Source organism: Streptomyces orinoci (genome assembly GCF_003121295.1).
Classification (GTDB): domain Bacteria; phylum Actinomycetota; class Actinomycetes; order Streptomycetales; family Streptomycetaceae; genus Streptomyces; species Streptomyces orinoci.
Map to the genome: position 1 here is coordinate 181,593 of NZ_PHNC01000035.1, position 22,688 is coordinate 204,280.

Below are 22,688 nucleotides of genomic sequence, written 5' to 3' on the forward strand. Positions count from 1 at the left end.
CCCTGCACCAGGACGACCGTGGGGGTGCCTGCGCGGACTCGTCCGCGATCAGCACTCCGTCCTCGGCCGCCAGTGCCGCCGCCGCGTCGGCCCGCACCCGGCCCCGCGGCTCGTCCGCGTCCCGGGCCGCCCTCGCCGGGGAACCCTGCGACCGTCCACACTCGCATGCCCGGCGGCCTGTCCCCGGCTGCCGGAGTTCCTGCCCAGCACCTCGCTCAGCAGCCCGCGCACGATGTCGCCCGCGGGTTCTCCCGCCACGCCGGACCCGCGAACACAACGTCCACCGGGGCGCACAACGCCTCCAACTCCCCTTGCAGCGACCGCATTACGTCCTCTTCCAGCTCGCTCGTACGCACCGCGCCGAACGGCAGCATCAGTCCCGCAAACGGAATGACGAACCAGCCGTCGTCACATAGCGTGACGTCAGCCCACGGCTGTAGTACCGGTAGGGTCAGGGATCACGAATTCGCTGACCGGGTGGGGGGGGAGAACCGTGAGCGGCAACAGCGACAAGGACGCGGACCTGCACATACGCGCGGCCGATCTGAAGGCGTCTGCGCCGACCTTCCACGAGCAGAGCAAGGCGCTCCATGACGCGGCCGCGACCCTCAAGAGCACCCTGGACGGCCTGGGTTCGCCTTGGGGCGACGACGACCCGGGCAAGAAGTTCCACGACAGCTACGGCCCCGGCAAGACCTCAATCGACAAGGCGGTGGACATCCTCGTCCAGGGCTTGCAGAGCATTTCTGTGGCCATGACGACGATGGCCGAGGGCCACGCCGGCAACGACCATGACATTGCGGCCATATTCAAAAAGGCAGCCAAGCAGATGCAGGGCAACAGCCACGGCAACAGCAAGTAAGGGCCGCCGTGTTCGGTATTCATCTTCATATCCCCGGCCTCCCCAGCATCAGGACATGCTGTCACTGGCTCGCCAAGCACATGGGCATGTGGTGGCCCGACGGAGATCCTCACAAGTGCCGTAAGGCCGCTGACGCTTGGCGCACCTTCGCAAAGGCTGTCGATGATGTCATCAAGCCGGTCGACGGCAAGTCGGCCGCGCTGATTCACAACAACAAGGGTGAAGGGATCGAAGCCTACGCGGAGTTCTGGCGGCGATATCATGCCGGGCCCGGCAAGGGCTGGTTGGACGATGTGGCCGAGTCGTCCCGTCACATGGCGGAGGCGCTCGACAAATACGCCGATGCCATTGACCACGCGATCCACCAGATCGAGAAGCGGATCGCGATCGACCTCGCCGTGCTGGGCGCTGGAATCGCGCTCGCCCTGGCGAGTGGCGGTGCGTTGTCCGGCGCCGCCGCAGGGGTCGCCGCCGAGGTCATCTCGATGGCCGGAGGTCTGGGTCTGGTGGTCTCCGAGGCCGCCGCCGAGGTACTGGGCACCGCGGTCGCCGCCGCCGCGTTCGGCGGGGTGGAGTCGGTGGTCGTGGATGCCGCCGTGGCCCAGCCGCTGCAGATCGCCACCGGTCTGCGGGACCACTTCAGCCTCGATGAGCTCAGTTCCTCCGCCAAGGACGGCATGATCTCCGGCGGGCTGTTCGGCGGTATGGGGGCGAGTGCCAAGGTCGCGATCGAGGCGGGCTTGCCGGGGCTGGCACTCGACGGGGCCATGCCATCGCTGTCGCGGGTCCCCGGGGAACTGAGTGATCTGGGGGCGCTGAACAAGGCGAAGCTTCCCGATCTGGAGATGCCCTCCAATCCGGCGATTCGCCCCCAAGGGGACGAAGTACCCGCACGCGCCCGGGAGACCGAGTCCGTCACCTGCGACCGTGACCCGATCGACGTCGCGACCGGGGCAATGTTCCTGTCGGAGACGGATGCCACCCTTGACGGGGTTCTCCCCCTCATTGTCAAGCGCACTCATGTGTCCTCGTACCGGGCGGGTGGCTGGTTCGGTCCCACCTGGGCGTCCACGCTCGACGAACGGCTCCAACTCGACGCTCAAGGCGTGGTGTTCGCCGCCGAGGACGGCAAGCTCCTGTGTTACCCGGTACCGTCGGCGGACGGACCGGTCCTGCCGGAGCAGGGACCGCGGCTGGCCCTGACCTGGGATGGCCGAACGGGCGGCGCGATGACGATCACCGACCCGGCAACCGGATTGATCCGCACCTTCGCCCAGCCGGTGCGGTCCCCCGCGGGGGAGACCGTTGAACTGCTGCTGGAGTCCATCGAGAACCGCAATGGCGACCGCATCGACATCGAGCGCACCCCCACCGGCGTCCCCACCGCGATCCAGCACTCCGGTGGCTACCGCATAGCCATCGACACCCATGGCCCGCGCATCACCGCACTACGCCTGCTGACCGGCGACCGGATCCCCCGCACCCCGGCAGCGGACGCCGGTGGTGTGCTTCTCGTCCGCTATGGCTACGACGACGCGGGCCACCTCACCGAAGTCGTCAACTCCAGCGGCAAACCCCTGCGCTTCACCTACGACATCCAAGGACGCATCACCTCCTGGACCGACCGCAACGGCACTTCCTACCGTTATGTCTACGACGAGCGCGGACGCGTGGTGCGTACCGAGGGAGCGGACGGATTCCTCTCCGGCACACTCGCCTATGACGAGCAGGCCCGTACCACCACAGTCACCGACTCACTGGGCAAACGGACGGTCTACCAGTACAACACGGCCCGTCAAGTAGTCGCCACCACCGATCCGTTGGGGCATACGGCCCGTACCGAATGGAACGAACGGGGCGACGCGCGCACCTCTGTCACCGATCCGCTGGGCCGCACCACGCGGTATGAGTACGACGAGGCGGGCAACCTCACCAAGGTCACCCTCCCCGATGGCTCCACCGCCCGCGCGACGTACAACGCACACTGCCGTCCGGTGGAGGTGGTCGAGCCCGGCGGAACGGTGTGGCGCCACACCTACGACGAGGCGGGCAATGTCCTCACCACCACCGACCCGCAAGGCGCCCGCACCCACTACACGTACGACGAGCATGGTCATCTCGCCTCGATCACGGACGCTCTCGGTCACACCCGTCAGGTGACGTCGGATGCTGCGGGCCTGCCGATCGCGATCACCGACGCTCTGGGGCATACGACGAGGGTGCGCCGTGATCACTTCGGGCGCGTCGTCGAGACCACCGACCCGCTGGGCCATACGACACGTATGGGCTGGACAACGGAGGGCAAGCCGGCCTGGCGTGAACTCCCGGACGGCACCCGGGAAACCTGGACGTGGGACGGTGAAGGCAACCTCCTCGCCCACACCGATCCCGTCGGCAACACCACCCGCCAGACTTCCACGCACTTCGACGTCCCCGCCACCCGCACCAACGCGGACGGAGCGCAGTACGCGTTCACCTACGACACGGAGGTGCGGCTGACGACGGTCACCAACCCGCAAGGGCTGACCTGGACTTATGAGTACGACCAGGCAGGGCGGCTGGCATCGGAGACGGACTTCAACGGCCGTACCCTCACCTACCGGCACAACGCCGCAGGGGAGTTGATATCCCGCACCAATGGCGCGGGCCAGACGCTGACCTTCACCCGCGACGCACTCGGACGGGTGCTGGAGCAGCGCAGCGACACCGGCGAGGTGACCACATACGCCTACGACACCGCTGGTGAGCTGGCGCGTGCGAAGAACGCCGATGCCGAGGTGGTCTACGAACGGGACTCCCTCGGGCGCGTGCTGTCGGAGACCGTCGCCGACCGCGCCATCACATACACCTACGACGCACTCGGCCGCCGCACTCACCGCACCACCCCCTCCGGCCTGGTGTCGCAGTGGTCGTACGACGCGGAAGGCCGCCCGACCGAACTGCGCGCCGGGGCAGGCACACTGTCCTTCGCCTACGACGCGGCCGGACGGGAAACCGAACGCCACATCGGCGACGGCGTGACGCTGACCCAGTCCTGGGACAAGGCCGACCGCCTGACCAGCCAGACCGTACGCCGCACCCACGCGGATGCCCCCTGCCTGTTGCAGCACCGGGCGTACGCCTACCGCGAGGACGGCTACCTCACCGAGATCCGCGAACTCACCTCCGGCACCCGCCGCTTCGACCTCGACCCCACGGGCCGCGTCACAGGCGTCAACGCCCACGGCTGGACGGAGCGTTACGCCTACGACTCCACAGGCAATCTCACCCACGCCACCGCCCCAGCACACGAAGCGCCCGGCGACCGAGAATTCACCGGCACCCTCATCCGGAGCGCGGGCCACACCACGTACGAGCACGACGCCCAAGGCCGCCTGACGCGCAAGGTCCGCAAGCTCCTCAACGGCCAGACACGGACCTGGACCTTCGTCTGGAACGCCGAAGACCGCCTCACCGAGGCCACCACCCCCGACGGCGAACGCTGGCGCTACGCCTACGACCCGCTCGGCCGCCGCATATCGAAACAGCGGCTGACCGACGACGGCGCGGCGATGGAAACCACCGTCTTCACCTGGGACGGCACCCGCCTCGCGGAACAGACCACAGCCGAAGGCCGCGTCACCACCTGGGACTACGCTCCCGGCTCCCACCGCCCCCTGACCCAGACCAACCACCGGTCCCTGGTCCGCACCGCAGGCCAATCCCTGATCACCCGCTTCGCCGACACCTCCGACCCCAACGAGACCACCCGCTTCCATGCGATCGTCACCGACCTCGTCGGCACTCCCACCGAACTCGTCTCCCCCGCCGGCGAATTGGTATGGCAACGCCGCACCACCCTCTGGGGCACCCACTACCCATCCGTAACGGACAAGGCCTCCATCGCCTGCCCACTGCGTTTCCCGGGCCAGTACGCCGACCCCGAAACGGGCCTGCACTACAACTACTTCCGCTACTACGACCCTGAGTTGGCCCGCTATGCGAGTCCTGATCCACTGGGGATTGAGCCTGCACCGAACCACCACAGTTACGTCGTCAATCCACAGGCTTGGACCGACCCACTCGGGCTGGCTGGTTGTAAGGACTCGAACGTTGCCCTGCGAGGGTGGCGAAATCAAGAACTCCAGATGGGCCCGCACAGTGTCCTGCTGGACAAGAAAGGGATGAAACACTTCCTGGATCGTCACCACCCGACGTATTGGGACGGTTCAGTAAAGGCCAGTCAGACGTTCTTCGACAGAACCATGACTGTTGAGGATCTGAAGAATGCTGTTCGTGAGGTCCTGAAGCAGAACCGCGAGGAGATCGTGCGGCGCGGCGTACGCGGAATGTACCAAGTTGAGGGGGAAGTTGATGGAGTGCGGTATACGTTGGGTATAAATAAGGGCCGCATTGGACAGTTCTATCCCCACTCGAACTAGGAGGACTTATGCTGGCCGCAAAGACCTATCTACGAACTCCGGACGGCGAGTTCATTCCTGTTGACGAGGCAAGATTTGCGATTCAGGATCCCGACTACATCGAGGGAGCCCTGGAGCTTTCGGTAAACGGCGTTCAGATCCTGCCACTTGCCTACTGGGACTACGTGGACCAACTCTGGGCGTACATTGTCAACATGCTTGAAGAACTCAGGCATTCGGGCACCGCTGCAACCATGCTCCCTGACCAGCCAATTGAGTTGAGCTTTACCAAGAAGGTGCCGCATTCGGTCCTCGTCCAGTCAGCATCCAAGGACGAGACGCGTTCGGCAATTACCAGTATGTCCGAGCTGCACTCTACGCTTTGCGAATCCGGTGCCGAGTTTTTCCAAGCCATGGAACGACTGGTGCCAGAGTCGGCAAATTTCTACGCGTCCGAGCGTGAACGAATCTTGAGAATCCAGCAATGACTTGTGTAGCTGTAGCGATCCCACCGATTGCCCGGCCATGGAGCCTCTCGGAAAGCCCATGACCTCGTAACCGCAGTGAAAGGGAAATCCCAACTTGCGTCCGCGCCCCAACCCGGACGGCATGGTTGACCTCGCCCGAGGCGACGACCCCAGCCGTAAAACCAAGCTCGCCGAGCGACTGGCTGCCGGCGGACTGGTATTCCTGGGAATGGTGGACCCGGATCGTCCGCTCATCCCGCCGACGCTGGCCGGCATGGCCACGAGTTATCCCGAATCGGAGAAGTGGCGGACATCGTCCGTCGACAGGGATGCGGCGGATTGCGTTACCAGAGCAAACGAGGGGTGGTTTGACCTGGCCCGCGAAGGTGGGCTGTTCGGGGACGATCGAGAGTTTCTTGTCGCCGTCGCCATTTCCGAAGAGGATGATTGGTGGGCGCGTGTCAGACTGGCCGAGACATGGGATGTGATGGGGGCGGGATCTGCCAATGCTCTCGGCAATGGATTCGGCCTTCCCGCTTTTCATATGCTGTCGCTGACTGGGGATGTCGTCGTCTGTGGCATGGTGTGGCAGTCGTCCATCGGCACCTACTTGGTAAGCGGCTTCGAAAAGGTCAAGGGTTTTCGCGACAACGCGGAGTGGAAAGCGAACTGGGCCAGAACTCCTCGATATGAGGCGTTGGCGATCCGGAGGTGGCTGGAATCCATTGACCAGGTCACGTGACCCGGTGCGTGTAACTTCGAGTTTTCGGGAAAGAGCTCGCCGGAGTTCCGTTGTGCAGTGCGGACCTTGCTGACGGTCCAGGTGAAAAACTTGGCACCTGGACCTTCGCCTGGAACGCCGAAGACCGCCTCGCGCAGGCCACCACCCGACGGCGAACGCTGGCGCTACGCCTACGACCCGCGCGATCGTCACCGACCTCGTCGGCACCCCCAACGAACTCGTATCTCCCGCAGGCGAATTGGTCTGGCAACGCCGCACCACCCTCTGGGGCACCCACTACCCCTCCATAACGGACAAGGCCTCCATCGCCTGCCCACTGCGTTTCCCGGGCGAATACGCCGACCCCGAAACCGGCCTGCACTACAACTACTTCCGCTACTACGACCCGGCGAGGGGGCGCTATCTCACCCAAGACCCGCTCGGCTTGGGCCCCGCCCCGAACCCAGCGTCCTGGAGATCCCCGCCTTCGCTACTATGCCGATATGGTCGAGCGCGGAGGACTCCAGGCGGCTATCGTCTCAATCGCCCGCGAACACCAAATCGACCTCGGTGTCACGGCTGAGCATCTCGAATCAGAGGCTCAGCACTGGAGCGCTGCGGAGTTCGGGTCGTCACGCGGGGCGATGCGGGTTCATATCGGTCACGGCGCGCGCCGATTCGCCATCACGTTGGATAGCGGTCAGGGGTACGTCTGGGCGAGCGGAAGCACCATGGATCTCCTCGAAGTGGCCGAAGCGTTGGCCTTCTGGAGGCAGGGTGCAAAGCTCAAGGAGCTCAGTAAGCGTTTTCCCTTTATGACGTTCGACAGGCTTAGTCAGGCACATGAGGACGGAAACCCGGTCGAGACGCAGTGGGACATCCTCATCGGTGATGACACGTTTCTTGCCTACCGAGAACTGCTGCTGGCACTGCACGAGGCCGCCAGCGCCCACCGGTACGGCGACGAGGTGAGGGTAGGCGGCGAGCACCGGGCGTACGCCTACCGCGAGGACGGCTACCTCACCAAGATCCGCGAACTCACCTCCGGCACCTGCCGCTTCGACCTCGACCCCGCCGGCCGCGTCAAAGGCGTCAACGCCATGGCCGGATGGAGCGTTACGCCTGCGACTCCGCGGGAACGTGCGCCGACCTCAGCGCACGTAGCGGTGACGGTCCCGGGCGCGATGGCGGCCATCTGCTCAAACTCCTCCGTCGGCATGTGCGATGCCCTCTTCACAGGTGAAGGCCGGCTTCGCCCGCCATCGACGGCGTCGCGGTGGTGTTGCCGTACGGGCCATCTGGACGAGTGATCGACTCCTCGGCATGAGCAGTGGGGCTCAGCATGTCGGCTCGAACGAGTCGGCATTTTCGGGGAGTTGAGGAGCTAGTTTTCGCTCTTGTCGCGCCCATATGGGGCTCGAACTTCATAGCGTGCGGCGTGTGGCGCCGTGCGGTACGGCAGTTGTCCGGGAAGTGTCCAGAACTGTCCTTGCTGCCCACCGTGACATCTGCGCTGTCAACGGCGTTGGGGACGGGCATACCGGAGGTGGAGACGCATGGGCGTGGGCAAGGACGGTGTGGAGTACACGTCGAGCGGGGCGCGTGGGGCGGAGGAGTCCGGGTGGGAGCTCGATCCCGAGGACGATTCGGTCGTGACGGTCGCGGCCGTCGGCCGGCAGATCAAGCTGTGGCGGGAAGCGGCGGGGCTGCGGCAGGCCGACCTCGGGGCCGCGACCGGGTACAGCTTGGACCTTATCTCCAAGGTCGAGAGGGGCCTTCGCATTCCCAAGCCGCAGTTCCTCGACAAGGCGGACGAGGTCTTGGGGGCGGGCGGGAAGCTCGCCGCGATGAAGAAGGACATCGCGGAGGCGCGGTACCCGAAGAAAGTACGGGATGTGGCACGGCTGGAGCGCGAGGCGGTTGAGTTGGGGTCGTACAACAGCCTTGTCGTGGATGGGCTGTTGCAGACCGAGGGGTATGCACGAGCTGTCATGCGCTCACGGCGGCCCCCGTGGGATGAGGACGAGGTGGAGCGGCGGGTGGCAGCGCGGCTGGAGCGGCAGGTGATCGTCGATGCATGTGCCACGCCGCCGATCTTCAGCTTCGTCTTGTGTGAGGCTGTGCTCCGCCGCACCATCGGAGGCACAATGGTCATGCGTCAGCAGCTCGAACGGCTGCTTGAGGTAAGCCGGTTGTGGAACGTGGACCTTCAGATCATGCCTCTGAGGTGCGGGCAACACTCTGGTCTCGAAGGCCCCTTCCGACTGCTGAGGCTCAGGGACGGCACGATGGTCGGGCTCGAATCCGTACAGCTCGCCAGTCGTGTGCTCACAGACCACAGGCAGGTCCAAACTCTCGACCTGCGTTACGGAGCGATCCGTGCACAGGCAATGAGCCCGCAGGATTCGCTCGCCGTCATCGAGAAAGTGTTGGGTGAGACATGAGTTTGGAATCTCCTGCGGGACACGGTTCGGCCAGGGAGTGGATAAAGAGCAGCTACAGCGGCGCAGATGACCCTTCTTGCGTCGAGGTGGCTGCGACCCAGACCGTGATCCGCGTTCGCGACTCCAAGAACACAGACGGCCCGCAGCTGGCGTTCACGCGGGATACGTGGGCCGAGTTCGTGAGGAGTGCATCCGAAGACTGACCTGAACAGCTCGCGCCCCGCTGCCGGGTTGCTTCCGGGAGCGGGGCGTACCCGGCAGGCCCCCGCTCAGCCCGCCGTCCGCACCCCCACCTCCGCCAGGAACGGTGCCCCGTACGGTGCCGGATCGAAGTTCGGCTCGGTGGTGAGGATGTCCAGGCCCAGGGGGGTGGCGGTGGTTATCCGGCCGGAGCGGTCGTTCTCGGGGAGGTGGTAGCGGACCAGCAGGGAGGGCTCGGTCAGGGCGGTCAGGCGGAGGACCCGGGTGGCCTCGTCGGGGTCGTCCATGGCGCCGCTGAACAGCCGGGAGGGGATCGGTGCGCGAAGCGCCGCGCGCTCTTGAAGCCGAACAGGCCGGGTTTGGCCACATGGCCGTAGAAGGCGGGGTCGGTGCCCAGGGAGATTTCCTGGCAGCCCAGTTCCCGGGCGGTCTGGAAGGCCTGCATATAGCAGGCGCAGATTGGCCCAGGGGAAGCCGATCTTGGAAGTGCAGCTCGCTGACCGCCCCGGGGCCCAACGCCAGGAACCGGACGCTGCGCAGTTTCGGTGGCGGCGAAGTCGTCCAGCCCGGCGCCGCCGGGGTCGGTGCGCTCCACGCTGCCGGTGGAGCTGCGCAGCGGCAGGGCGCGCCAGTCGAAGTCCGCGTACTCGGCCGGTCCGGACTCGAACGCCCGCTGGAGCGGCCACTGTTGACGGTCCAGCCGCTCCAGGTCCGCGCGGAGCCGGGCCACGTCGAAGACCGGCAGCAGGCGGGTGGTGCCGGTGGTGGGGGCGGTATCACCACCGTCTTGCGGTTCTCCCGCATCACAGGCGGTAGCACGCACCACGCGCGGTACGGGAGTTACGGGCTCGTCACCGCCTGGCCGGGCTCCGTCACCGGTGCGGGAGCCGGCGCCCTCCCCACGGGTGGACGCCGGGCCGGTGCCGACACCAGCGGATGGGCGTCCGGCCCCTCGATCATCCGCACCGTGAATGCTCCGCTCACAGCCGCAGGTGCGCTCCAGCAGCATCCGGCTCCCCGGCCTCGGCCACCCAGCCGGCCACCCCCTCCCCGGTTGGGCACCACCAGCACCTCGGCCGGACCGTTCTCGATCCACTCCATGGCGGTGTTGGTGCGCGCTCCGGACCAGGGCGGCCGACACCGGTCCGCGTTTGCCGTACATAAGACCACCGGGTCGCCGGAGGCGCCCACCAGGCCTGCCTGGCGCTCATAGCCGTCCCAGAAGAGCGACCAGTGCACACGTACAGGGGCATCACGAGGCGCCGTCCGCGCCTGCCGGGGTATGGACACAGGCGTGCCGGACCCGCTTCTCTATGCCGATGGCCTCCCAGCCCCGCAGCCGGCCGACGGAGTCGTACGGACAGCCGGCGGCCACCCGCTCTGGCACCTGCTCGGACAGCGACCGGCCGGAGGCGGTCAGCACGCCCTGGCCGACCTTGGACGGCCCTCAATCGGGGCCACAAGGGAGGGATATGAACGAGGAGCCGGCGATGTTCGGCAGCAAGCCGGCGGTACGCCCGGAACACCGGCGGGAAGCCGTACCGCGGGTCCAGGGCAGCCGCAAGTTCACGGTGGGTGCCAGGAACGAGCAGGAGATCAGCGAACTGGAACCGGAGTGGGCCGAGTTCTGTGACATCCGCTACGCGGTCGCGGTCAACAGCGGCATCGCGGCACTGGAGTTGGCGCTGACGACGCTGGGCATCCAGCCCGGTGACGAGGTGATCGTCCCGGCCCTGAGCCATGTGGCCACGGCCATGGCGCCGCTGTACCAGCCGGCCGTCCCGGTGTTCGCGGACATCGGCCCGGTCTCCTGGTGCAGGCCGGACTGCCGACCCCGCGCACGGTGGTCGCGGTGACCCCGGACGCGGCCCTGAAGGCGATCGAGGAGATCGGCTACCCGGCGGTGGTCAAGCCCGCCGTCGGGTCCTGGGCCGGCTGCTGTCCAAGGTCAACGACCGGGATGCGGCGGAGACCCTGATCGAGCACAAGCAGGCCATGCGCGCTCCGCAGCACTCGGTGTTCTATGTCCAGGAGCTCATCGACAAGCCCGGCCGCGACATCCGGGTCATTGTGCTCGGGGACCAGGCGGTCGCGGCGGTCCACCGCGGATCGGAACACTGGATCACCAATACGGCGCGCGGGGCGGCCACCGAGCGCTGTGAACTGACCCCGGAACTGGCCAAGCCGGCACTGCGGGCCGCCGAGGCGGCCGGCGGCGGGATGCCGGCGGTGGACCTGATCGAGCGCTCCACCGGCGAGGTGCTGGTCACCGAGGTCAATCACACCATGGAGTTCCATGGTCTGGCCTCGGCCACCGAGGTGGACATCGCCGGTCTGACCGTCAGCCATGTCCAGGAGGTGTTGTCCCGGTGAAGGCCGCGGTGATCGGTGCCGGCGGATATATCAGCGGGGAGCTGGTGCGGCTGCTGCTGCAGCATCCGCACCTGGAGCTGGCCCAGGCCACCTCCACCCGCCACCGGGGACGGCTGCTCAGCGCCGCCCACCCCAATCTGCGCGACCAGAGCGATCTGTGCTTTGTGAGCGAGGACCAGCTCGCCCCATGCGATGTGGTGTTCCTGGCGATGCCGCATGGGGCGGCGGCCAAGAGCATGGACCGGTGGTCGGCGCTTGCGCCCCGGGTGGTGGACCTCAGCGCGGACTTCCGGCTGAGCGACCCCTCGGTGCGCGAGCGCTACTACCCCGGTGCCGCCCCCGACCCGGCCTGGCAGTCCCGGTTCCGGCCCGGCATCCCCGAGCTGTACCGGGAGCGGCTGCGCGGGGCGGACCACATCGCGGTGCCCGGCTGTATGGCCAATGCCGCCATCCTGGCCCTGCATCCGCTGGCCGAGGCGGGCCTGGTGCGGGGCCCGGTGCTGGTGGACGCCCGCACCGGTTCCAGCGGCGGCGGACGGACCCCGGACCAGGGCAGCCACCACCCCGAGCGCAGCGGCGCCCTGCGCATCGCCAAGCCGCACGGCCACCGGCACACCGCGGAGATCGAGCAGGCCTGCGGGGTGCCGGTGCGGATGACGGTGACCGCGGTGGAGGCGGTGCGCGGGGTGCAGGCCGTCCTGCACATCACCCCCGCCCGCGAGGTCACCGAGCGGGAGCTGTGGGCGGTCTACCGCGCCGCCTACCGCGAGGAGCCCTTCGTCCGCCTGGTGCGGGAACGCTCCGCGCTGCACCGGATACCCGAGCCCAGGATCCTCGGCGGCAGCAACTACTGCGACATCGGGCTCTCCCTGGGCCCCGAAGGCGATCACCTGATTGTGGTGGCCGCCCTGGACAACCTGGTGAAGGGAGGTGCCGGAAATGCCGTCCAGTGCGTCAACATCGCCTCGGGCTGGGACGAAACCGCGGGACTGCGCTTCGCCGGACTCCACCCGGCCTGAGCGCCTGGTGGTGAAGGTCGGCGGGGCACTGGACGAGGAGATGACCCGGGCCTGCGCCGACATCCGCCAACTGGCCGGGCAGGGCTGTTCGGTGGTGGTGGTGCACGGCGGCGGCGCCGAGGCCGACCGGCTGACCGGTGAACTGGGCCGCACCACGCGCTATTTGACGGCGTCCGACGGGCGGCGCAGCCGCTACACCGACGCCGCCGCGCTGGACGCGCTCACCATGGCCATGCTGGGCCGCGTCAAGCCCGCGCTGGTCGGGGCGCTGTCCGCGGCCGGGGTGCCCGCGGTGGGCCTGTCCGGGGCGGACGGAGGCCTGGTCACCGCCCGCCGCAACCGGCCGGCCCGGGTCCGGGTGGACGGCCGGGAGCAGGTGGTCCGGGACGATCTGTCCGGGCGGATCGGCGCGGTCGATCCGCGTCTGCTGCTGACCCTGCTGGACGGCGGCTTTGTCCCGGTGGTCTCCCCGCCCGCCCTGGACCCGGCCACCGGCCTGCTCAATGTGGACGCCGACCGGCTGGCCGCCCGCCTGGCGGTGGCCCTGGAAGCCGACTGGCTGATCATCCTGTCCAATGTGCCCGGCCTGCTGCGGGACCCCGGGGACCCGGCCAGCCTGGTGACCGAGCTGCCGGCCGGCCAACTGCCGTACTACACCGGCCTGGCGGGCGGGCGGATGAAGGTGAAGCTGCGCAGCGCGGGCGAGGCATATCTGGCGGGCGTGGCGCGGGTGGTCCTCGCCGACGGCCGGCTGCCCTCTCCGGTGCTGGCCGCAAGGGCCGGAGCCGGTACGGCATTTGTCAAAGGAGCACCATGACCACACCCGCCGAGTCCCTGCTGCGACGGATGGTCGAGATCCCCTCGCCATCGGGCCGGGAGGGCGAACTGGCCGCCTTCCTGGCCCAGGAGCTTCCCCGGTGGGGCTTTGCGGCCGGGATCGACGAGGCGGGCAAGACCCACCCGCTGCCCCATCTGCCCCCGCCCGTTCCGGGTGAACGCCGCCGGACTGCACTCCCGCTCCCTCACGCCCGCCAACCGCACCCGCCACCTGGCCGAGTTGCGGGCGATGTGATCCTGGGGCACACGCTGGAAGACCAGCGCCATGCCGGCTAATGGATCCGCGAGTTCCTCCGCGAGCAGCAACCAACGGGCGGCTGACGCGAATCCGGCCCGGTGGCGTGCTCAGCGCAGCAGCAACGGCAGCCGCCCCGCGCTCTCCGCGTCCTCGGGCAGCCGGATGACCAGCTGGATCCGGGGGTCGTCGGCGGCCGCCAGCTTGGTCTGGCGCAGCGCCAGCGGGCCGAGCCGTGGGTGGCGGAAGTGCTTGAGGACCGTCTGGTAGCCGGCCACCTCATGCCGCTCCCAGTGGCGGCGGAAGTCCGGGGAGCAGGAGTGCAGTTCGGCGATGATCTCGGCGAACCGGCCGTCAGCGGGGTGCTGGTCGGCCGCCATCCGGAACTGGGCGAGCACCCGGGTCGCCTGCTGCTCCCAGTCGGCCATCAGTTCCCGGGCCGGTTCCCAGCCGAAGATCATCCACAGGGTGTTTCGGCGGGCCGGCGGCAGTTGGCCGAAGTCCGTGAACAGCCCGGTCTCGGCCCGGTTCCAGGCCAGGATGTCCCAGTGCTGGTCCAGCAGAAAGGCCGGGTTGGGCTCCAGCGCGTCCAGCACGGCCTGCAGATGGCCGGCCGCGGCGGGGCAGGCCCCGCGGTCCTCGGCGGCGGGCGGCACCTCCCCCGCCAGCCGGTAGAGATGCTGCTGTTCGGTGGGGGACAGCCGGAGGGTGCGGGCCAGCGAACCGAGCACCTGCCGGGAAACCTTGATGTCCCGCCCCTGTTCCAGCCAGGTGTACCAGCTCAGGCTCACCCCTGACATGGCGGCCACCTCCTCCCGGCGCAGCCCGGGAGTACGGCGGCGGGCGGTGCTGCTGACCCCCAGCTCGGCGGGTGAGAGGCGCTCCCTGCGCGACCGGATGAAGGCGCCCAGGGCACCGCGGCTCGTATGGCCGGGCCGAGAAGAAGTGCTTGGCATTCCACGGAAGTTAGCAGCCGGGTTCCGGCCGCCGCCCTGGCGCGGTCCTGGCGCTGTACCGGCGCCGTCCTGCCGGCAGGATGCCTTCGGAGCCTACGGGCCTCCGGGATGCCGCCGGAGTGGCGTGCCGCCGGCGGGCAGCCGGGGCGGCTGCCCGCCAGGGAAGCCCCGGGATCCCCCGAGGCCCCGGGCGCCACGGAAGCGGTGGGGACGGTGCGCTGAGGTCAGCTCCCCGCGGGGGTGTAGCGGTTACGGGCCACCGCGGCGAACACCGTCAGCGGCACCGCCGTGGCGGCGGCCACCGCGAACAGCACAGGGTAGGAGGTGTGCTGGATCAGCGGCGCGCCCAGCGCCGAGCCGATCGAGCTGCCCACGAACAGCGCGGCAACGAACAGCGCCACCGCGGTGCCCCGGGCGGCGGGCACCAGGGTGGTGGCCCAGTTCTGCAGCGAGGAGTGGAAGAAGGACCAGCCGCCGCCCAGCAGTACCGCGGCCGCCCCGATGCCCACCGCGGACGGCGAGAGGGCGGCCACCGCGAAGCCGACGCAGATCATCACCCCGCCCGCCAGCAGCAGCGACCAGGGGGCGCGCAGGGCCACCCGCTTGAGCACCCGGGAGAACACCAGGGTGCCGGCCCCGTAGAGGGCGGTGATCCCGCCCGCGCTGACCGTGTTGAATCCCTGGTCCTGCAAGGCCGGTGCCAGGAAGGTGAAGCAGCCCAGCAGCACCGCGCCCTCGACCAGGCCGAAGAGCATCACCACCCAGGCCCAGCGCAGCCTGAGCACCGAGGCCAGCTGGTCACCGGGCCGGCGCAGGGTGCCCTCGGCCCGGGACTCGTCCATCCCCCGCATGGACAGCACCGCGGCGGCGGCCAGCACCGCCGGGATGGCGAACATCACCCGCCAGCTGAGCAGTTGGGCCACCGTACCGGCCACCACGGTGGCCGCGGCGGTGCCGATGGCCAGCGCCAGCTGGAGGTCCGACAGGGCCCGCTGGCGCACGGCGGGGGGCACGGTGTCTCCCACATAGGTGAGCGAGGTGGGCACCACCGCTCCGAAGAACGCCCCGGTGGCGATGCGCAGCACCACCAGCGCGGTAAGGCTGGGCGCCGCCGCGGACAGCAGTCCGCACACCGTCGTGGCGCTGAGGGTGCCCCGGATGACCCGCATCCGGCCATAGCGGTCGGAGAGCATCCCCCACAGCGGCTGGGCGGCGCCATAGGCGAAGAAGTAGCCACTGGCGATCAACACCACATCGCTCAGCGGCACATCGAACCCCGCGGCCACCGCGACCAGCATGGGGGTGATGGCGAACCGGTCGAAGTTGCTGAGGAAGCAGGACACGACAAACGCCGTGGGCACCCGCTCCGGCCGCGCCGCCGCCGCACCGGCGGGTGGCGCGGCCGCCTGCCGGCTGTGCGCTTCGCTGGACATCTACTGCCCTCCAGGACATCGCTGTTGTTGGCCGATGCCCTCAACCCTCCTGCCCGGCCCCGGGTCCAGCCAGGTCACAAGGGATGCTGTTATCCACACTCCCCCCTTGGCGGGCGCGGTCCGCTCCGGGCCGCGTACCAGGAGGTCCACTCCGGGCCGCGTACCAAGAGCCGATCGGGTCAATCCATGACGGGCAGGCACTCGACGAGCAGGGCGACGATGTCACGCCAGGCTCGCTGTGCGTGCCGTGGGTGGTAGCCGACGCCGGGAGGCGCGGTGTGATCGACCGGTGGGTGGTGGAAGGCGTGAAGGGCTCCTCCATAGACCACGAGGCGCCAATCGACGCCCGCGGCCTGCATCTCCGCGGTGAACGCCGCCCGTTGCGCGGGCGGCATGATCGGGTCTTCCGAGCCGACCCCGGCCCACACCGGGCAGCGAATGCGCGCCGCCTCGCCCGGCCGGCCCGTGGTCAGTGCGTTGACCGTCCCGATCGCGCGCAGGTCAACGCCATCGCGACCGAGTTCCAGTGCGACCGCGCCCCCGGTGCCGTAGCCGATGGCGGCGGTACGGCCGGGGTCGGCCCGTGGTTCGGCACGCAACACCTTGAGCGCGGCGTGACCGATTCCTCGCATGCGGCCGGGATCGGCGAGCAGCGGCATGCAACGGGCCAGCATTTCCTCCGGGTCCGCGAGATAGCGTCCGCCGTGGAGGTCGAAGGCCAGCGCCACATACCCCAGCTCGGCCAGCGCCTCGGCCCGCCGGCGCTCGACATCGCTGAGCCCCATCCCCTCGGGTCCGATCAGGACTGCGGGCCGGCGCCCGGCACCGGCCGGGAGCGCGAGGTATCCGGTCATCGTCAGGTTGTCGGCCGGGTATTCGACCGTGCGGGTTGTGACCGTCGTCATGCGACTGGACGGTAATGACCGTTGCGTCCGCTCGGGGCGGTGTTCACCGATGGCAGACAGCAGTCTGTCCCGACCACCTCGCCCGGTCGCCGGCCTCCTGCCCGAGCATGTCGCCGATGCCCCTGCCCCGGCTCCGGAGTTGCCCATCCCGGCACCGGCCCCCGCTCTGGCCACCGCGGCACGGTGCTGGCAGGATCCGCGTATGGCTCCCCGGCTGCCGCACTTCGGCCGGCGCCGCGCCCTGCGGGCGGGCGCCGCGGCCGCCGTGCTGCTCGGCCTGCTGAGCTGGTGGCTGGTGAGCCGGCCGGAGCCCCCCGCGGCCACCGGCCGGATCGCCATCGCCACCGGAGTCCGCACGGGGGTCTACGCGCGTTATGGCGCACTCCTCAAGGAGGACCTGGCCCGGGACCTGCCCGCCCTGCATGTGGGACTCCGGCCCAGCAAGGGCTCCCTGGACAACCTCCGCCAACTCGCCTCCGGTGAGGCGGACTTCACCATCGCCACCGCCGACTCGGTGGCCGACTACCTGAACCGCGGCCTGCCCGGCGCCCGGCAACTGCGGGCCTGCGCCCGGCTCTACGACGACTACATCCAGCTGGTGGTGCGCCAGGACTCACCGGTGCGCTCGGTACGCGACCTCAAGGGGCTGCGGGTGGGGGTGGGGGCCCAGGGCTCGGGGGTGCAGCCGATCAGCCGGAGGCTGCTGACGGCGGCGGGGCTGGACTTCGACCGGGACATCAGCCCGGTCCAGGTGGGGATCGACCGCAGCCCCGGCCTGCTGGAGAGCGGGAAGATCGACGCATTCTTCTGGTCGGGCGGCCTGCCCACGGGGGCGATCCAGACGCTGGGGGCCCGGCTGCCCATCCGGCTGGTCCAACTCGACGACCTGATCGGCCCCTTGCACCGGCTGGGCCGGCAGACCCGCTTCTACCGGGCGGCGACGATGCCGGCCGATGCCTACCGGGAGCTGGGGGCGGCGCGTACGGTGAAGTCCATCGCGGTGCCCAATTTGCTGGTGACCATGGAACATACAGATCCGGTGCTCACGGAGCTGGTGACCCGGACCGTGATCCAGAGCCGGGACCGGATCGGGGCACAGGTGCACGCGGCTCAGCTGGTGGATCTGCGGACGGCCGTGTTCACCGATCCCCTGCCGCTGCACGCGGGGGCCCGGCGCTACTACGTCTCCGTCAAGCCTTAGCGCTCCGCCGGGTTGGGCACATATTCGTCTGCGGGTGCGTCCTGATCGCTCGCGTGGTTCTCCGCGCCCTCGGCAGCCGCCGCCTGACCGGGCCGGTGGCTGATCCAGCCGGGGAGCCTGCGAAGCTCCCTGTTCCGGCTGTCCGACTCGCTCTTGTCACATACGGGGCAGGGGTGGACCAGCTTCGTCCCGTTCTGCAGCTCCTCCTGGACGAACCCCACCCCGAAGCACTTGTGACACATCACGATCACTCCTAGCCGTGTTCAATACGCCCGGTCCCGCCGCAATCATCGCACTGATAGGTCAGCCCATCCCGGGTCACGTACCCGGAGCCGTTGCAGGTCGAACACGGCGTCGAACCCATGGCGTTACCCTTCTGTGATCCGTTCATTTCTCCGCGCCGCAGGCGATCGGAGTCCCGCCGCCTGGATCGGACAACTCCGCGGACAGCAAGCAGAGTTGCGGAACACCGCCGGGTTTGGCCAGCCGGCGCACCCCCTCAAAGGGCGAACTGTTCGCGCGGTACCGCGATCGTCGCGCGCAAGCCGTGGGGGCGGTTGGGGGCGTAGGACAAGGTCGCCCCGCCCGCGGTCAGGAGGGCGCGGGCGATGGAGAGGCCGAGGCCGGAGCCGGTGATGTTCTGGTGGCGGTTGCTGCGCCAGAAGCGGTCGCCGATGCGGGTGAGCTCCTCATCCGTCAGGCCGGGACCGCCATCGGCCACGGTGACGGTGACCCGCTCCCCGGCGAGCGCCACCACGACCTCCACCCGCCCGCCCTCCGGGCTGAACTTCAGCGCGTTGTCCAGCACCGCGTCCAGCGCGCTGGACAGCGCGATGGGGTCGGCCCATCCCGTGGCCGCCGAGGGGCCGCGGAACTCCAGGGCCACCCGCTTCCGGGCGGCCACCGGCGCCCAGGCCCCCACCCGGTCGGTGACCAGCTCGGCGATGTCCGTCAGCCGCAGATCCGCCTCGCTGTGTTCGGCCAGGGCCAGGTCCAGCAGATCGTCCAGGACCCGGGCCAGCCGTTTGCCCTCGGTGCGCACCGAGGCGATCTCCTCATGCCCGTCGGGCAGGTCCAGGGCCAGCAGGTCGATCCTCAGCAGCAGCGCGGCCAGCGGATTGCGCAACTGGTGCGAGGCGTCGGCGACAAAGGCGCGCTGCTGTTCCAGCACCTCCTCGACATGGTCGGCCATCTCGTTGAAGGAGCGGGCCAGACTGCGCAGTTCGGGCGGTCCGCTGTCCACCCCGACCCGGGAGTTCATCCGGCCGTCGGCCATGGAGTGGGTGGCCGCGTCCAGGGTGCGTACCGGCCGCAGCACCCAGCCGGTGAGCCGTACCGCCGCCGCCACGGCCAGCAGCATGGCGGCCGTCTCGCCCGCCGCCAGCAGCAGCCACTTGTGCAGGATGCGCGAACGCAGGGCGCCGGTGGGCGAGTCGGTGACCACCACCGCGATCACATCGCCGTCCCGGATCACCGGTGAGGCGATGGTCAGCCGAGTGCGCCGCCAGGGCCACACCCGGGGCGGGTCATGGCTGCGGCGCCCGGCCAGCGCCTCCTCGAAGGCCCGCCGCCCCTCGCCGCGGTCCGGCACCGCCCAGCCCGCGGGGGCGACGGCCAGCGCGCCCCCGTCGCGGCGGAAGACCCCGGCCCTTATCCCATAGAGGCTCTGATAGCGGTCGAGTTCCTTCCGGAGGATGAACTGCCGCTCGTCGGTCTCGGCGGCCGCCTGGTAGGGCGGGGTGGCGATGTACTGGGCGAGCGAGGCGAAGCGCGCGGTGTCGTCGATGCGGTCCACCACCACCCGGTTCTGGTCCACCGCCGCCATGCCCCCGGCCAGCGGGAAACCCAGGGCCAGCAGCACTCCGGCCATCAGCACGATCAGCAGCGGCAGCAGTCGGGCACGCATGGTCCCAGGGCCCCTATGCCGCGGGGAGCATGATTTTGTAGCCCACCCCGCGCACCGTCTCTATCAGGGCCGGCATGCGCAGCTTGGAGCGCAGCGAGGCGATATGCACCTCCAGGGTGCGCCCGGTCCCCTCCCAACTGGTGCGCCACACCTCGCTGATGATCTGTTCCCGGCGGAACACCACCCCGGGGCGCTGGGCGAGCAGCGCCAGCAGGTCGAACTCCTTGCGGGTGAGCGGGACGGTGACGCCGTCCACCGTCACCCGGCGGGTGGGCAGTTCAATGCTCAGCGGCCCCAGGCGCAGCGGCGGCGGGCTGGTGTCGCCGGGCTGTTCGGGACCGCCCTGGGCGGCCGGCGGGCGGCGCCGGGCCACCGCGTGGATCCGGGCCAGCAACTCCCCGGTGTCATAGGGCTTGACCACATAGTCGTCGGCACCCAGGTTGAGGCCATGGATCTTTGAGCGGGTATCGGCCCGCGCGGTGACCATGATGACCGGGGTGCCGGTGCGCTTGCGGATCCGTCCGCAGACCTCGAAGCCGTCCTGGTCGGGCAGGCCCAGATCGAGCAGCACCACACCGAACGGCGGTGCGGCGTCCGGCAGTAGCGCCCGCAGCGCCTCCTCGCCGCTGCGGGCGTGGGTGACCGTGAAGCCGTGCCGGGACAGCACGGCGGACAGCGCCGCGGCGACATGGTCGTCATCCTCCACGAGCAGCAGTCTCATCGGCCCTCCGCCCGGCTGCGTTGCACACCGCATCCACTCCGATACGGGGCGGTTACGTCAAGGGGCTCCAGCCCGCCGGGAGGCGTTTCGTTATTCAGCCGGTACTCCGGCTCCGCGCTCCTCGCGCCCCCTTCACACAGAGTGTCCGTTTGCAACCGTATCGTTATGCTCAATTTCAGCTCAGATGTAATGACGCTGGTTGTGGCGGCTCATTAGGGTTCCCTCTCAACCGAGGAGGACGGAGCGAGGGGCGCCGATGAGCGAAGCACCGGCTGACAGCGCGGACGCGCTGGTCGTCCTGGACAAGGTCAACAAGCACTTCGGGGCGCTGCATGTGCTCCAGGACATCGATCTGACCATCGCCCGGGGTGAGGTGGTGGTGGTCATCGGACCCTCCGGTTCCGGTAAGTCCACGCTGTGCCGCACCATCAACCGGCTGGAGACCACCGACTCCGGGACCATCACCATCGACGGCCGGCCGCTGCCCCAGGAGGGGCGGGAACTGGCCAGGCTGCGCGCGGACGTTGGCATGGTCTTCCAGTCCTTCAACCTCTTCGCGCACAAGACCGTGCTGGAGAACGTCACCCTGGGCCAGGTCAAGGTCCGCAAGAAGGACCGTAAATCGGCCGAGGCCACCGCGCGCACCCTGCTGGACCGGGTGGGGGTGGGCGCCCAGGCGGAGAAGTACCCGGCGCAGCTCTCCGGCGGCCAGCAGCAGCGGGTGGCCATCGCCCGCGCGCTGGCCATGGACCCCAAGGTGATGCTCTTCGACGAGCCGACCTCGGCGCTGGACCCGGAGATGATCAATGAGGTGCTGGAGGTGATGCGGCAGCTCGCCCGGGACGGGATGACGATGGTCGTGGTCACCCATGAGATGGGCTTCGCCCGCTCCGCCGCGAACCGGGTGGTCTTCATGGCCGACGGCCGGATCGTCGAGGAGGCCGCGCCGGAGCAGTTCTTCAGCAATCCGCGCAGCGACCGGGCGAAGGACTTCCTGTCCAAAATCCTGCACCACTAGCACCACTAGAACCATCCGGTTTGGCCCACTCACCGCAGACGTAAAGGAAGTTCACCATGAAGCTCCGCAAGACCGCCGCGGTGGGTGCCGTGGTGCTGGCGCTCTCCGTGACCGCGACCGCCTGCGGCAAGTCGGGCAGCCCCGATGAGGACAAGGACAAGCCCAAGAACGGCAGTTCGGCCCCGGCGGCGCCCGCCTACAAGGTGAACACCGCGGCCGATGTCAAGGGCTCGCCGGTCTTCGACCGGATCAAGGGCAAGACCATCACCATCGGCACCAAGGCCGACCAGCCCGGCCTGGGCTTCGAGAATCCCAGCACCAAGAAGCGCACCGGTTTCGATGTGGAGATCGCCCGGATGATCGCGGCCGATCTGGGCTTCGACGAGGACCACATCAAGTGGAAGACGGTGGTCTCCGCGGCCCGGGAGACCCAGATCGAGGCCGGCGGCGTGGATCTGTACGTCGGCACCTACACCATCAACGACGAGCGCAAGAAGCAGGTGGGCTTCGCCGGGCCCTACTACATCGCCGGGCAGGACCTGCTGGTGAAGCAGGACAGCTCCATCAAGGGGCCGGAGGACCTCAAGGGCAAGAAGGTCTGCTCGGCCACCGGTTCCACCCCGCTCAAGCGGATCAAGGAGCCCAAGTACGGGGTCGCCGAGGCCAAGGCGCAGGATGTCTACCAGCTGTGTGTGCAGCAGCTGGTCAACGGCCAGGTGGACGCGGTCACCACCGATGACGCCATCCTCAAGGGCTATGCGGCGCAGAACAAGGGCAAGCTGAAGGTGGTGGGCAAGCCCTTCTCCACCGAGCCCTATGGCGTGGGCCTGAAGAAGGACGACAAGGCGCTGCGCGAGGCGGTGAACAAGGCCATCGAGGCCCATGAGAAGAACGGCGACTGGAAGAAGGCCTATGACGCCACCCTGGGCCTGTCCGGCGCCGCCGCCCCCAACCCGCCCGCGGTGGACCGGTACTGAGCGCGGCAGCGG

25 protein-coding genes and 1 pseudogene are annotated in these 22,688 nt (G+C 68.9%); 16 read left to right on the plus strand and 10 right to left on the minus strand.

What is annotated here, in order from left to right; all coding sequences use genetic code 11:
- Positions 1-493 precede the first annotated feature (493 nt).
- From CV755_RS32060 to CV755_RS32095, 8 genes and pseudogenes are all read left to right on the plus strand, one after another.
- A complete protein-coding gene (locus CV755_RS32060; protein ID WP_241561525.1) occupies positions 494-862 on the plus strand; it encodes a WXG100 family type VII secretion target in 369 nt (122 codons plus the stop codon).
- Positions 863-891: 29 nt separating this feature from the next.
- Positions 892-5,283, plus strand: coding sequence for a DUF6531 domain-containing protein (locus tag CV755_RS32065; protein WP_479681644.1), 4,392 nt, complete (start codon positions 892-894; stop codon positions 5,281-5,283).
- Positions 5,284-5,291: 8 nt separating this feature from the next.
- Positions 5,292-5,750, plus strand: coding sequence for a hypothetical protein (locus tag CV755_RS32070; protein ID WP_109284226.1), 459 nt, complete (start codon positions 5,292-5,294; stop codon positions 5,748-5,750).
- A 121-nt stretch (positions 5,751-5,871) separates the two neighbouring features.
- Positions 5,872-6,471 carry a hypothetical protein gene (locus tag CV755_RS32075; RefSeq protein ID WP_109284228.1) on the plus strand — a complete coding sequence of 200 codons (600 nt, stop codon included), beginning with the start codon at positions 5,872-5,874 and terminating at the stop codon, positions 6,469-6,471.
- Between the two features lie 181 nt (positions 6,472-6,652).
- Positions 6,653-6,937: pseudogene (locus CV755_RS36465) on the plus strand (RHS repeat-associated core domain-containing protein); the annotation flags it as partial.
- 16 nt (positions 6,938-6,953) lie between these two features.
- Positions 6,954-7,760 (plus strand): hypothetical protein, encoded by an 807-nt coding sequence (locus CV755_RS32085; RefSeq protein WP_153068782.1) that lies wholly within the window; start codon positions 6,954-6,956, stop codon positions 7,758-7,760.
- Positions 7,761-8,006: 246 nt separating this feature from the next.
- Positions 8,007-8,894 (plus strand): helix-turn-helix domain-containing protein, encoded by an 888-nt coding sequence (locus CV755_RS32090; RefSeq protein WP_109284234.1) that lies wholly within the window; start codon positions 8,007-8,009, stop codon positions 8,892-8,894.
- Positions 8,891-9,097 carry a DUF397 domain-containing protein gene (locus tag CV755_RS32095; RefSeq protein WP_109284236.1) on the plus strand — a complete coding sequence of 69 codons (207 nt, stop codon included), beginning with the start codon at positions 8,891-8,893 and terminating at the stop codon, positions 9,095-9,097. Before CV755_RS32090 ends, CV755_RS32095 begins: the two co-directional genes overlap by 4 nt.
- A gap of 66 nt (positions 9,098-9,163) precedes the next feature.
- Here the strand turns inward: CV755_RS32095 and CV755_RS32100 are convergent, their stop codons facing one another.
- The 4 genes from CV755_RS32100 to CV755_RS34830 are packed head-to-tail and all read right to left on the minus strand — an operon-like array spanning position 9,164 to position 10,518.
- On the minus strand, positions 9,164-9,382 hold the full coding sequence (locus tag CV755_RS32100; RefSeq protein ID WP_109284238.1) for a hypothetical protein: 219 nt from the start codon (positions 9,380-9,382) through the stop codon (positions 9,164-9,166).
- Positions 9,343-9,921: a hypothetical protein gene (locus CV755_RS32105; RefSeq protein WP_109284240.1), complete on the minus strand. Its 579-nt coding sequence runs from the start codon at positions 9,919-9,921 to the stop codon at positions 9,343-9,345. The genes CV755_RS32100 and CV755_RS32105 overlap by 40 nt, the downstream gene beginning before the upstream one ends.
- Positions 9,922-9,935: 14 nt before the next feature.
- Positions 9,936-10,334 carry a hypothetical protein gene (locus CV755_RS34410; protein WP_153068783.1) on the minus strand — a complete coding sequence of 133 codons (399 nt, stop codon included), beginning with the start codon at positions 10,332-10,334 and terminating at the stop codon, positions 9,936-9,938.
- Positions 10,335-10,347: 13 nt separating this feature from the next.
- Positions 10,348-10,518: a hypothetical protein gene (locus CV755_RS34830; RefSeq protein ID WP_161968778.1), complete on the minus strand. Its 171-nt coding sequence runs from the start codon at positions 10,516-10,518 to the stop codon at positions 10,348-10,350.
- A gap of 49 nt (positions 10,519-10,567) precedes the next feature.
- Here CV755_RS34830 and CV755_RS32110 point away from each other — a divergent pair, with 49 nt between their 5' ends.
- Genes CV755_RS32110 through CV755_RS37290 form a run of 5 tightly spaced genes read left to right on the plus strand, consistent with a single transcriptional unit; the run spans position 10,568 to position 13,600 of the window.
- A complete protein-coding gene (locus tag CV755_RS32110; RefSeq protein ID WP_241561527.1) occupies positions 10,568-10,951 on the plus strand; it encodes a DegT/DnrJ/EryC1/StrS family aminotransferase in 384 nt (127 codons plus the stop codon).
- On the plus strand, positions 10,836-11,468 hold the full coding sequence (locus tag CV755_RS32115; protein ID WP_241561528.1) for a RimK family alpha-L-glutamate ligase: 633 nt from the start codon (positions 10,836-10,838) through the stop codon (positions 11,466-11,468). The genes CV755_RS32110 and CV755_RS32115 overlap by 116 nt, the downstream gene beginning before the upstream one ends.
- Positions 11,465-12,487 carry an N-acetyl-gamma-glutamyl-phosphate reductase gene (argC, locus tag CV755_RS32120; protein WP_109284242.1) on the plus strand — a complete coding sequence of 341 codons (1,023 nt, stop codon included), beginning with the start codon at positions 11,465-11,467 and terminating at the stop codon, positions 12,485-12,487. Before CV755_RS32115 ends, argC begins: the two co-directional genes overlap by 4 nt.
- A 7-nt stretch (positions 12,488-12,494) precedes the next feature.
- Positions 12,495-13,304 carry a [LysW]-aminoadipate kinase gene (locus CV755_RS32125; RefSeq protein WP_109284244.1) on the plus strand — a complete coding sequence of 270 codons (810 nt, stop codon included), beginning with the start codon at positions 12,495-12,497 and terminating at the stop codon, positions 13,302-13,304.
- Positions 13,301-13,600: a zinc-binding metallopeptidase family protein gene (locus CV755_RS37290; RefSeq protein WP_422070621.1), complete on the plus strand. Its 300-nt coding sequence runs from the start codon at positions 13,301-13,303 to the stop codon at positions 13,598-13,600. Before CV755_RS32125 ends, CV755_RS37290 begins: the two co-directional genes overlap by 4 nt.
- A gap of 69 nt (positions 13,601-13,669) precedes the next feature.
- Here CV755_RS37290 and CV755_RS32135 read toward each other — a convergent pair whose 3' ends face one another.
- From CV755_RS32135 to CV755_RS32145, 3 genes are all read right to left on the minus strand, one after another.
- Positions 13,670-14,515 (minus strand): helix-turn-helix transcriptional regulator, encoded by an 846-nt coding sequence (locus tag CV755_RS32135; RefSeq protein WP_109284246.1) that lies wholly within the window; start codon positions 14,513-14,515, stop codon positions 13,670-13,672.
- A gap of 224 nt (positions 14,516-14,739) precedes the next feature.
- The gene (locus tag CV755_RS32140; RefSeq protein ID WP_109284248.1) at positions 14,740-15,948 is read right to left on the minus strand and encodes an MFS transporter; all 1,209 of its coding nucleotides are present in this window, start codon (positions 15,946-15,948) and stop codon (positions 14,740-14,742) included.
- A gap of 179 nt (positions 15,949-16,127) precedes the next feature.
- A complete protein-coding gene (locus tag CV755_RS32145; RefSeq protein ID WP_109284250.1) occupies positions 16,128-16,853 on the minus strand; it encodes a dienelactone hydrolase family protein in 726 nt (241 codons plus the stop codon).
- A 202-nt stretch (positions 16,854-17,055) separates the two neighbouring features.
- On the opposite strand from CV755_RS32145, the gene CV755_RS32150 reads away from it, so the two are divergent.
- Complete coding sequence (locus tag CV755_RS32150; RefSeq protein ID WP_109284251.1) at positions 17,056-18,054, plus strand: TAXI family TRAP transporter solute-binding subunit; 999 nt, start codon at positions 17,056-17,058, stop codon at positions 18,052-18,054.
- Here CV755_RS32150 and CV755_RS32155 read toward each other — a convergent pair.
- The 3 genes from CV755_RS32155 to CV755_RS32165 all read right to left on the minus strand — a co-directional run bounded on the left by CV755_RS32155 (position 18,051) and on the right by CV755_RS32165 (position 20,681).
- Positions 18,051-18,299: a hypothetical protein gene (locus CV755_RS32155; RefSeq protein ID WP_153068784.1), complete on the minus strand. Its 249-nt coding sequence runs from the start codon at positions 18,297-18,299 to the stop codon at positions 18,051-18,053. The two genes, CV755_RS32150 and CV755_RS32155, sit on opposite strands and share 4 nt — an antisense overlap.
- Before the next feature lie 254 nt (positions 18,300-18,553).
- Complete coding sequence (locus CV755_RS32160) at positions 18,554-19,960, minus strand: HAMP domain-containing sensor histidine kinase (protein WP_109284255.1); 1,407 nt, start codon at positions 19,958-19,960, stop codon at positions 18,554-18,556.
- Between the two features lie 13 nt (positions 19,961-19,973).
- Positions 19,974-20,681 (minus strand): response regulator transcription factor, encoded by a 708-nt coding sequence (locus tag CV755_RS32165; RefSeq protein ID WP_109284257.1) that lies wholly within the window; start codon positions 20,679-20,681, stop codon positions 19,974-19,976.
- Positions 20,682-20,937: 256 nt separating this feature from the next.
- Between CV755_RS32165 and CV755_RS32170 the strand changes: the two genes are divergently transcribed.
- Together CV755_RS32170 and CV755_RS32175 are read left to right on the plus strand one after the other, a co-directional pair.
- Positions 20,938-21,699 (plus strand): amino acid ABC transporter ATP-binding protein, encoded by a 762-nt coding sequence (locus CV755_RS32170; protein ID WP_109284260.1) that lies wholly within the window; start codon positions 20,938-20,940, stop codon positions 21,697-21,699.
- Between the two features lie 56 nt (positions 21,700-21,755).
- On the plus strand, positions 21,756-22,676 hold the full coding sequence (locus CV755_RS32175) for a glutamate ABC transporter substrate-binding protein (RefSeq protein ID WP_109284262.1): 921 nt from the start codon (positions 21,756-21,758) through the stop codon (positions 22,674-22,676).
- Positions 22,677-22,688: the final 12 nt, after the last annotated feature.

What these genes read in the sequence shown, in the direction of transcription:
- CV755_RS32070 (WP_109284226.1), top strand. Translation starts at nt 5,292, where the DNA reads ATGCTGGCCGCAAAGACCTATCTACGAACTCCGGACGGCGAGTTCATT.
- CV755_RS32075 (WP_109284228.1), top strand. Translation starts at nt 5,872, where the DNA reads ATGGTTGACCTCGCCCGAGGCGACGACCCCAGCCGTAAAACCAAGCTC.
- CV755_RS32085 (WP_153068782.1), top strand. Translation starts at nt 6,954, where the DNA reads ATGGTCGAGCGCGGAGGACTCCAGGCGGCTATCGTCTCAATCGCCCGC.
- CV755_RS32090 (WP_109284234.1), top strand. Translation starts at nt 8,007, where the DNA reads ATGGGCGTGGGCAAGGACGGTGTGGAGTACACGTCGAGCGGGGCGCGT.
- CV755_RS32095 (WP_109284236.1), top strand. Translation starts at nt 8,891, where the DNA reads ATGAGTTTGGAATCTCCTGCGGGACACGGTTCGGCCAGGGAGTGGATA.
- CV755_RS32100 (WP_109284238.1), bottom strand. Translation starts at nt 9,382, where the DNA reads ATGGACGACCCCGACGAGGCCACCCGGGTCCTCCGCCTGACCGCCCTG.
- CV755_RS32110 (WP_241561527.1), top strand. Translation starts at nt 10,568, where the DNA reads ATGAACGAGGAGCCGGCGATGTTCGGCAGCAAGCCGGCGGTACGCCCG.
- CV755_RS32115 (WP_241561528.1), top strand. Translation starts at nt 10,836, where the DNA reads ATGTGGCCACGGCCATGGCGCCGCTGTACCAGCCGGCCGTCCCGGTGT.
- CV755_RS37290 (WP_422070621.1), top strand. Translation starts at nt 13,301, where the DNA reads ATGACCACACCCGCCGAGTCCCTGCTGCGACGGATGGTCGAGATCCCC.
- CV755_RS32135 (WP_109284246.1), bottom strand. Translation starts at nt 14,515, where the DNA reads ATGCCAAGCACTTCTTCTCGGCCCGGCCATACGAGCCGCGGTGCCCTG.
- CV755_RS32140 (WP_109284248.1), bottom strand. Translation starts at nt 15,948, where the DNA reads ATGTCCAGCGAAGCGCACAGCCGGCAGGCGGCCGCGCCACCCGCCGGT.
- CV755_RS32145 (WP_109284250.1), bottom strand. Translation starts at nt 16,853, where the DNA reads ATGACGACGGTCACAACCCGCACGGTCGAATACCCGGCCGACAACCTG.
- CV755_RS32150 (WP_109284251.1), top strand. Translation starts at nt 17,056, where the DNA reads ATGGCTCCCCGGCTGCCGCACTTCGGCCGGCGCCGCGCCCTGCGGGCG.
- CV755_RS32160 (WP_109284255.1), bottom strand. Translation starts at nt 19,960, where the DNA reads ATGCGTGCCCGACTGCTGCCGCTGCTGATCGTGCTGATGGCCGGAGTG.
- CV755_RS32165 (WP_109284257.1), bottom strand. Translation starts at nt 20,681, where the DNA reads ATGAGACTGCTGCTCGTGGAGGATGACGACCATGTCGCCGCGGCGCTG.
- CV755_RS32170 (WP_109284260.1), top strand. Translation starts at nt 20,938, where the DNA reads ATGAGCGAAGCACCGGCTGACAGCGCGGACGCGCTGGTCGTCCTGGAC.
- CV755_RS32175 (WP_109284262.1), top strand. Translation starts at nt 21,756, where the DNA reads ATGAAGCTCCGCAAGACCGCCGCGGTGGGTGCCGTGGTGCTGGCGCTC.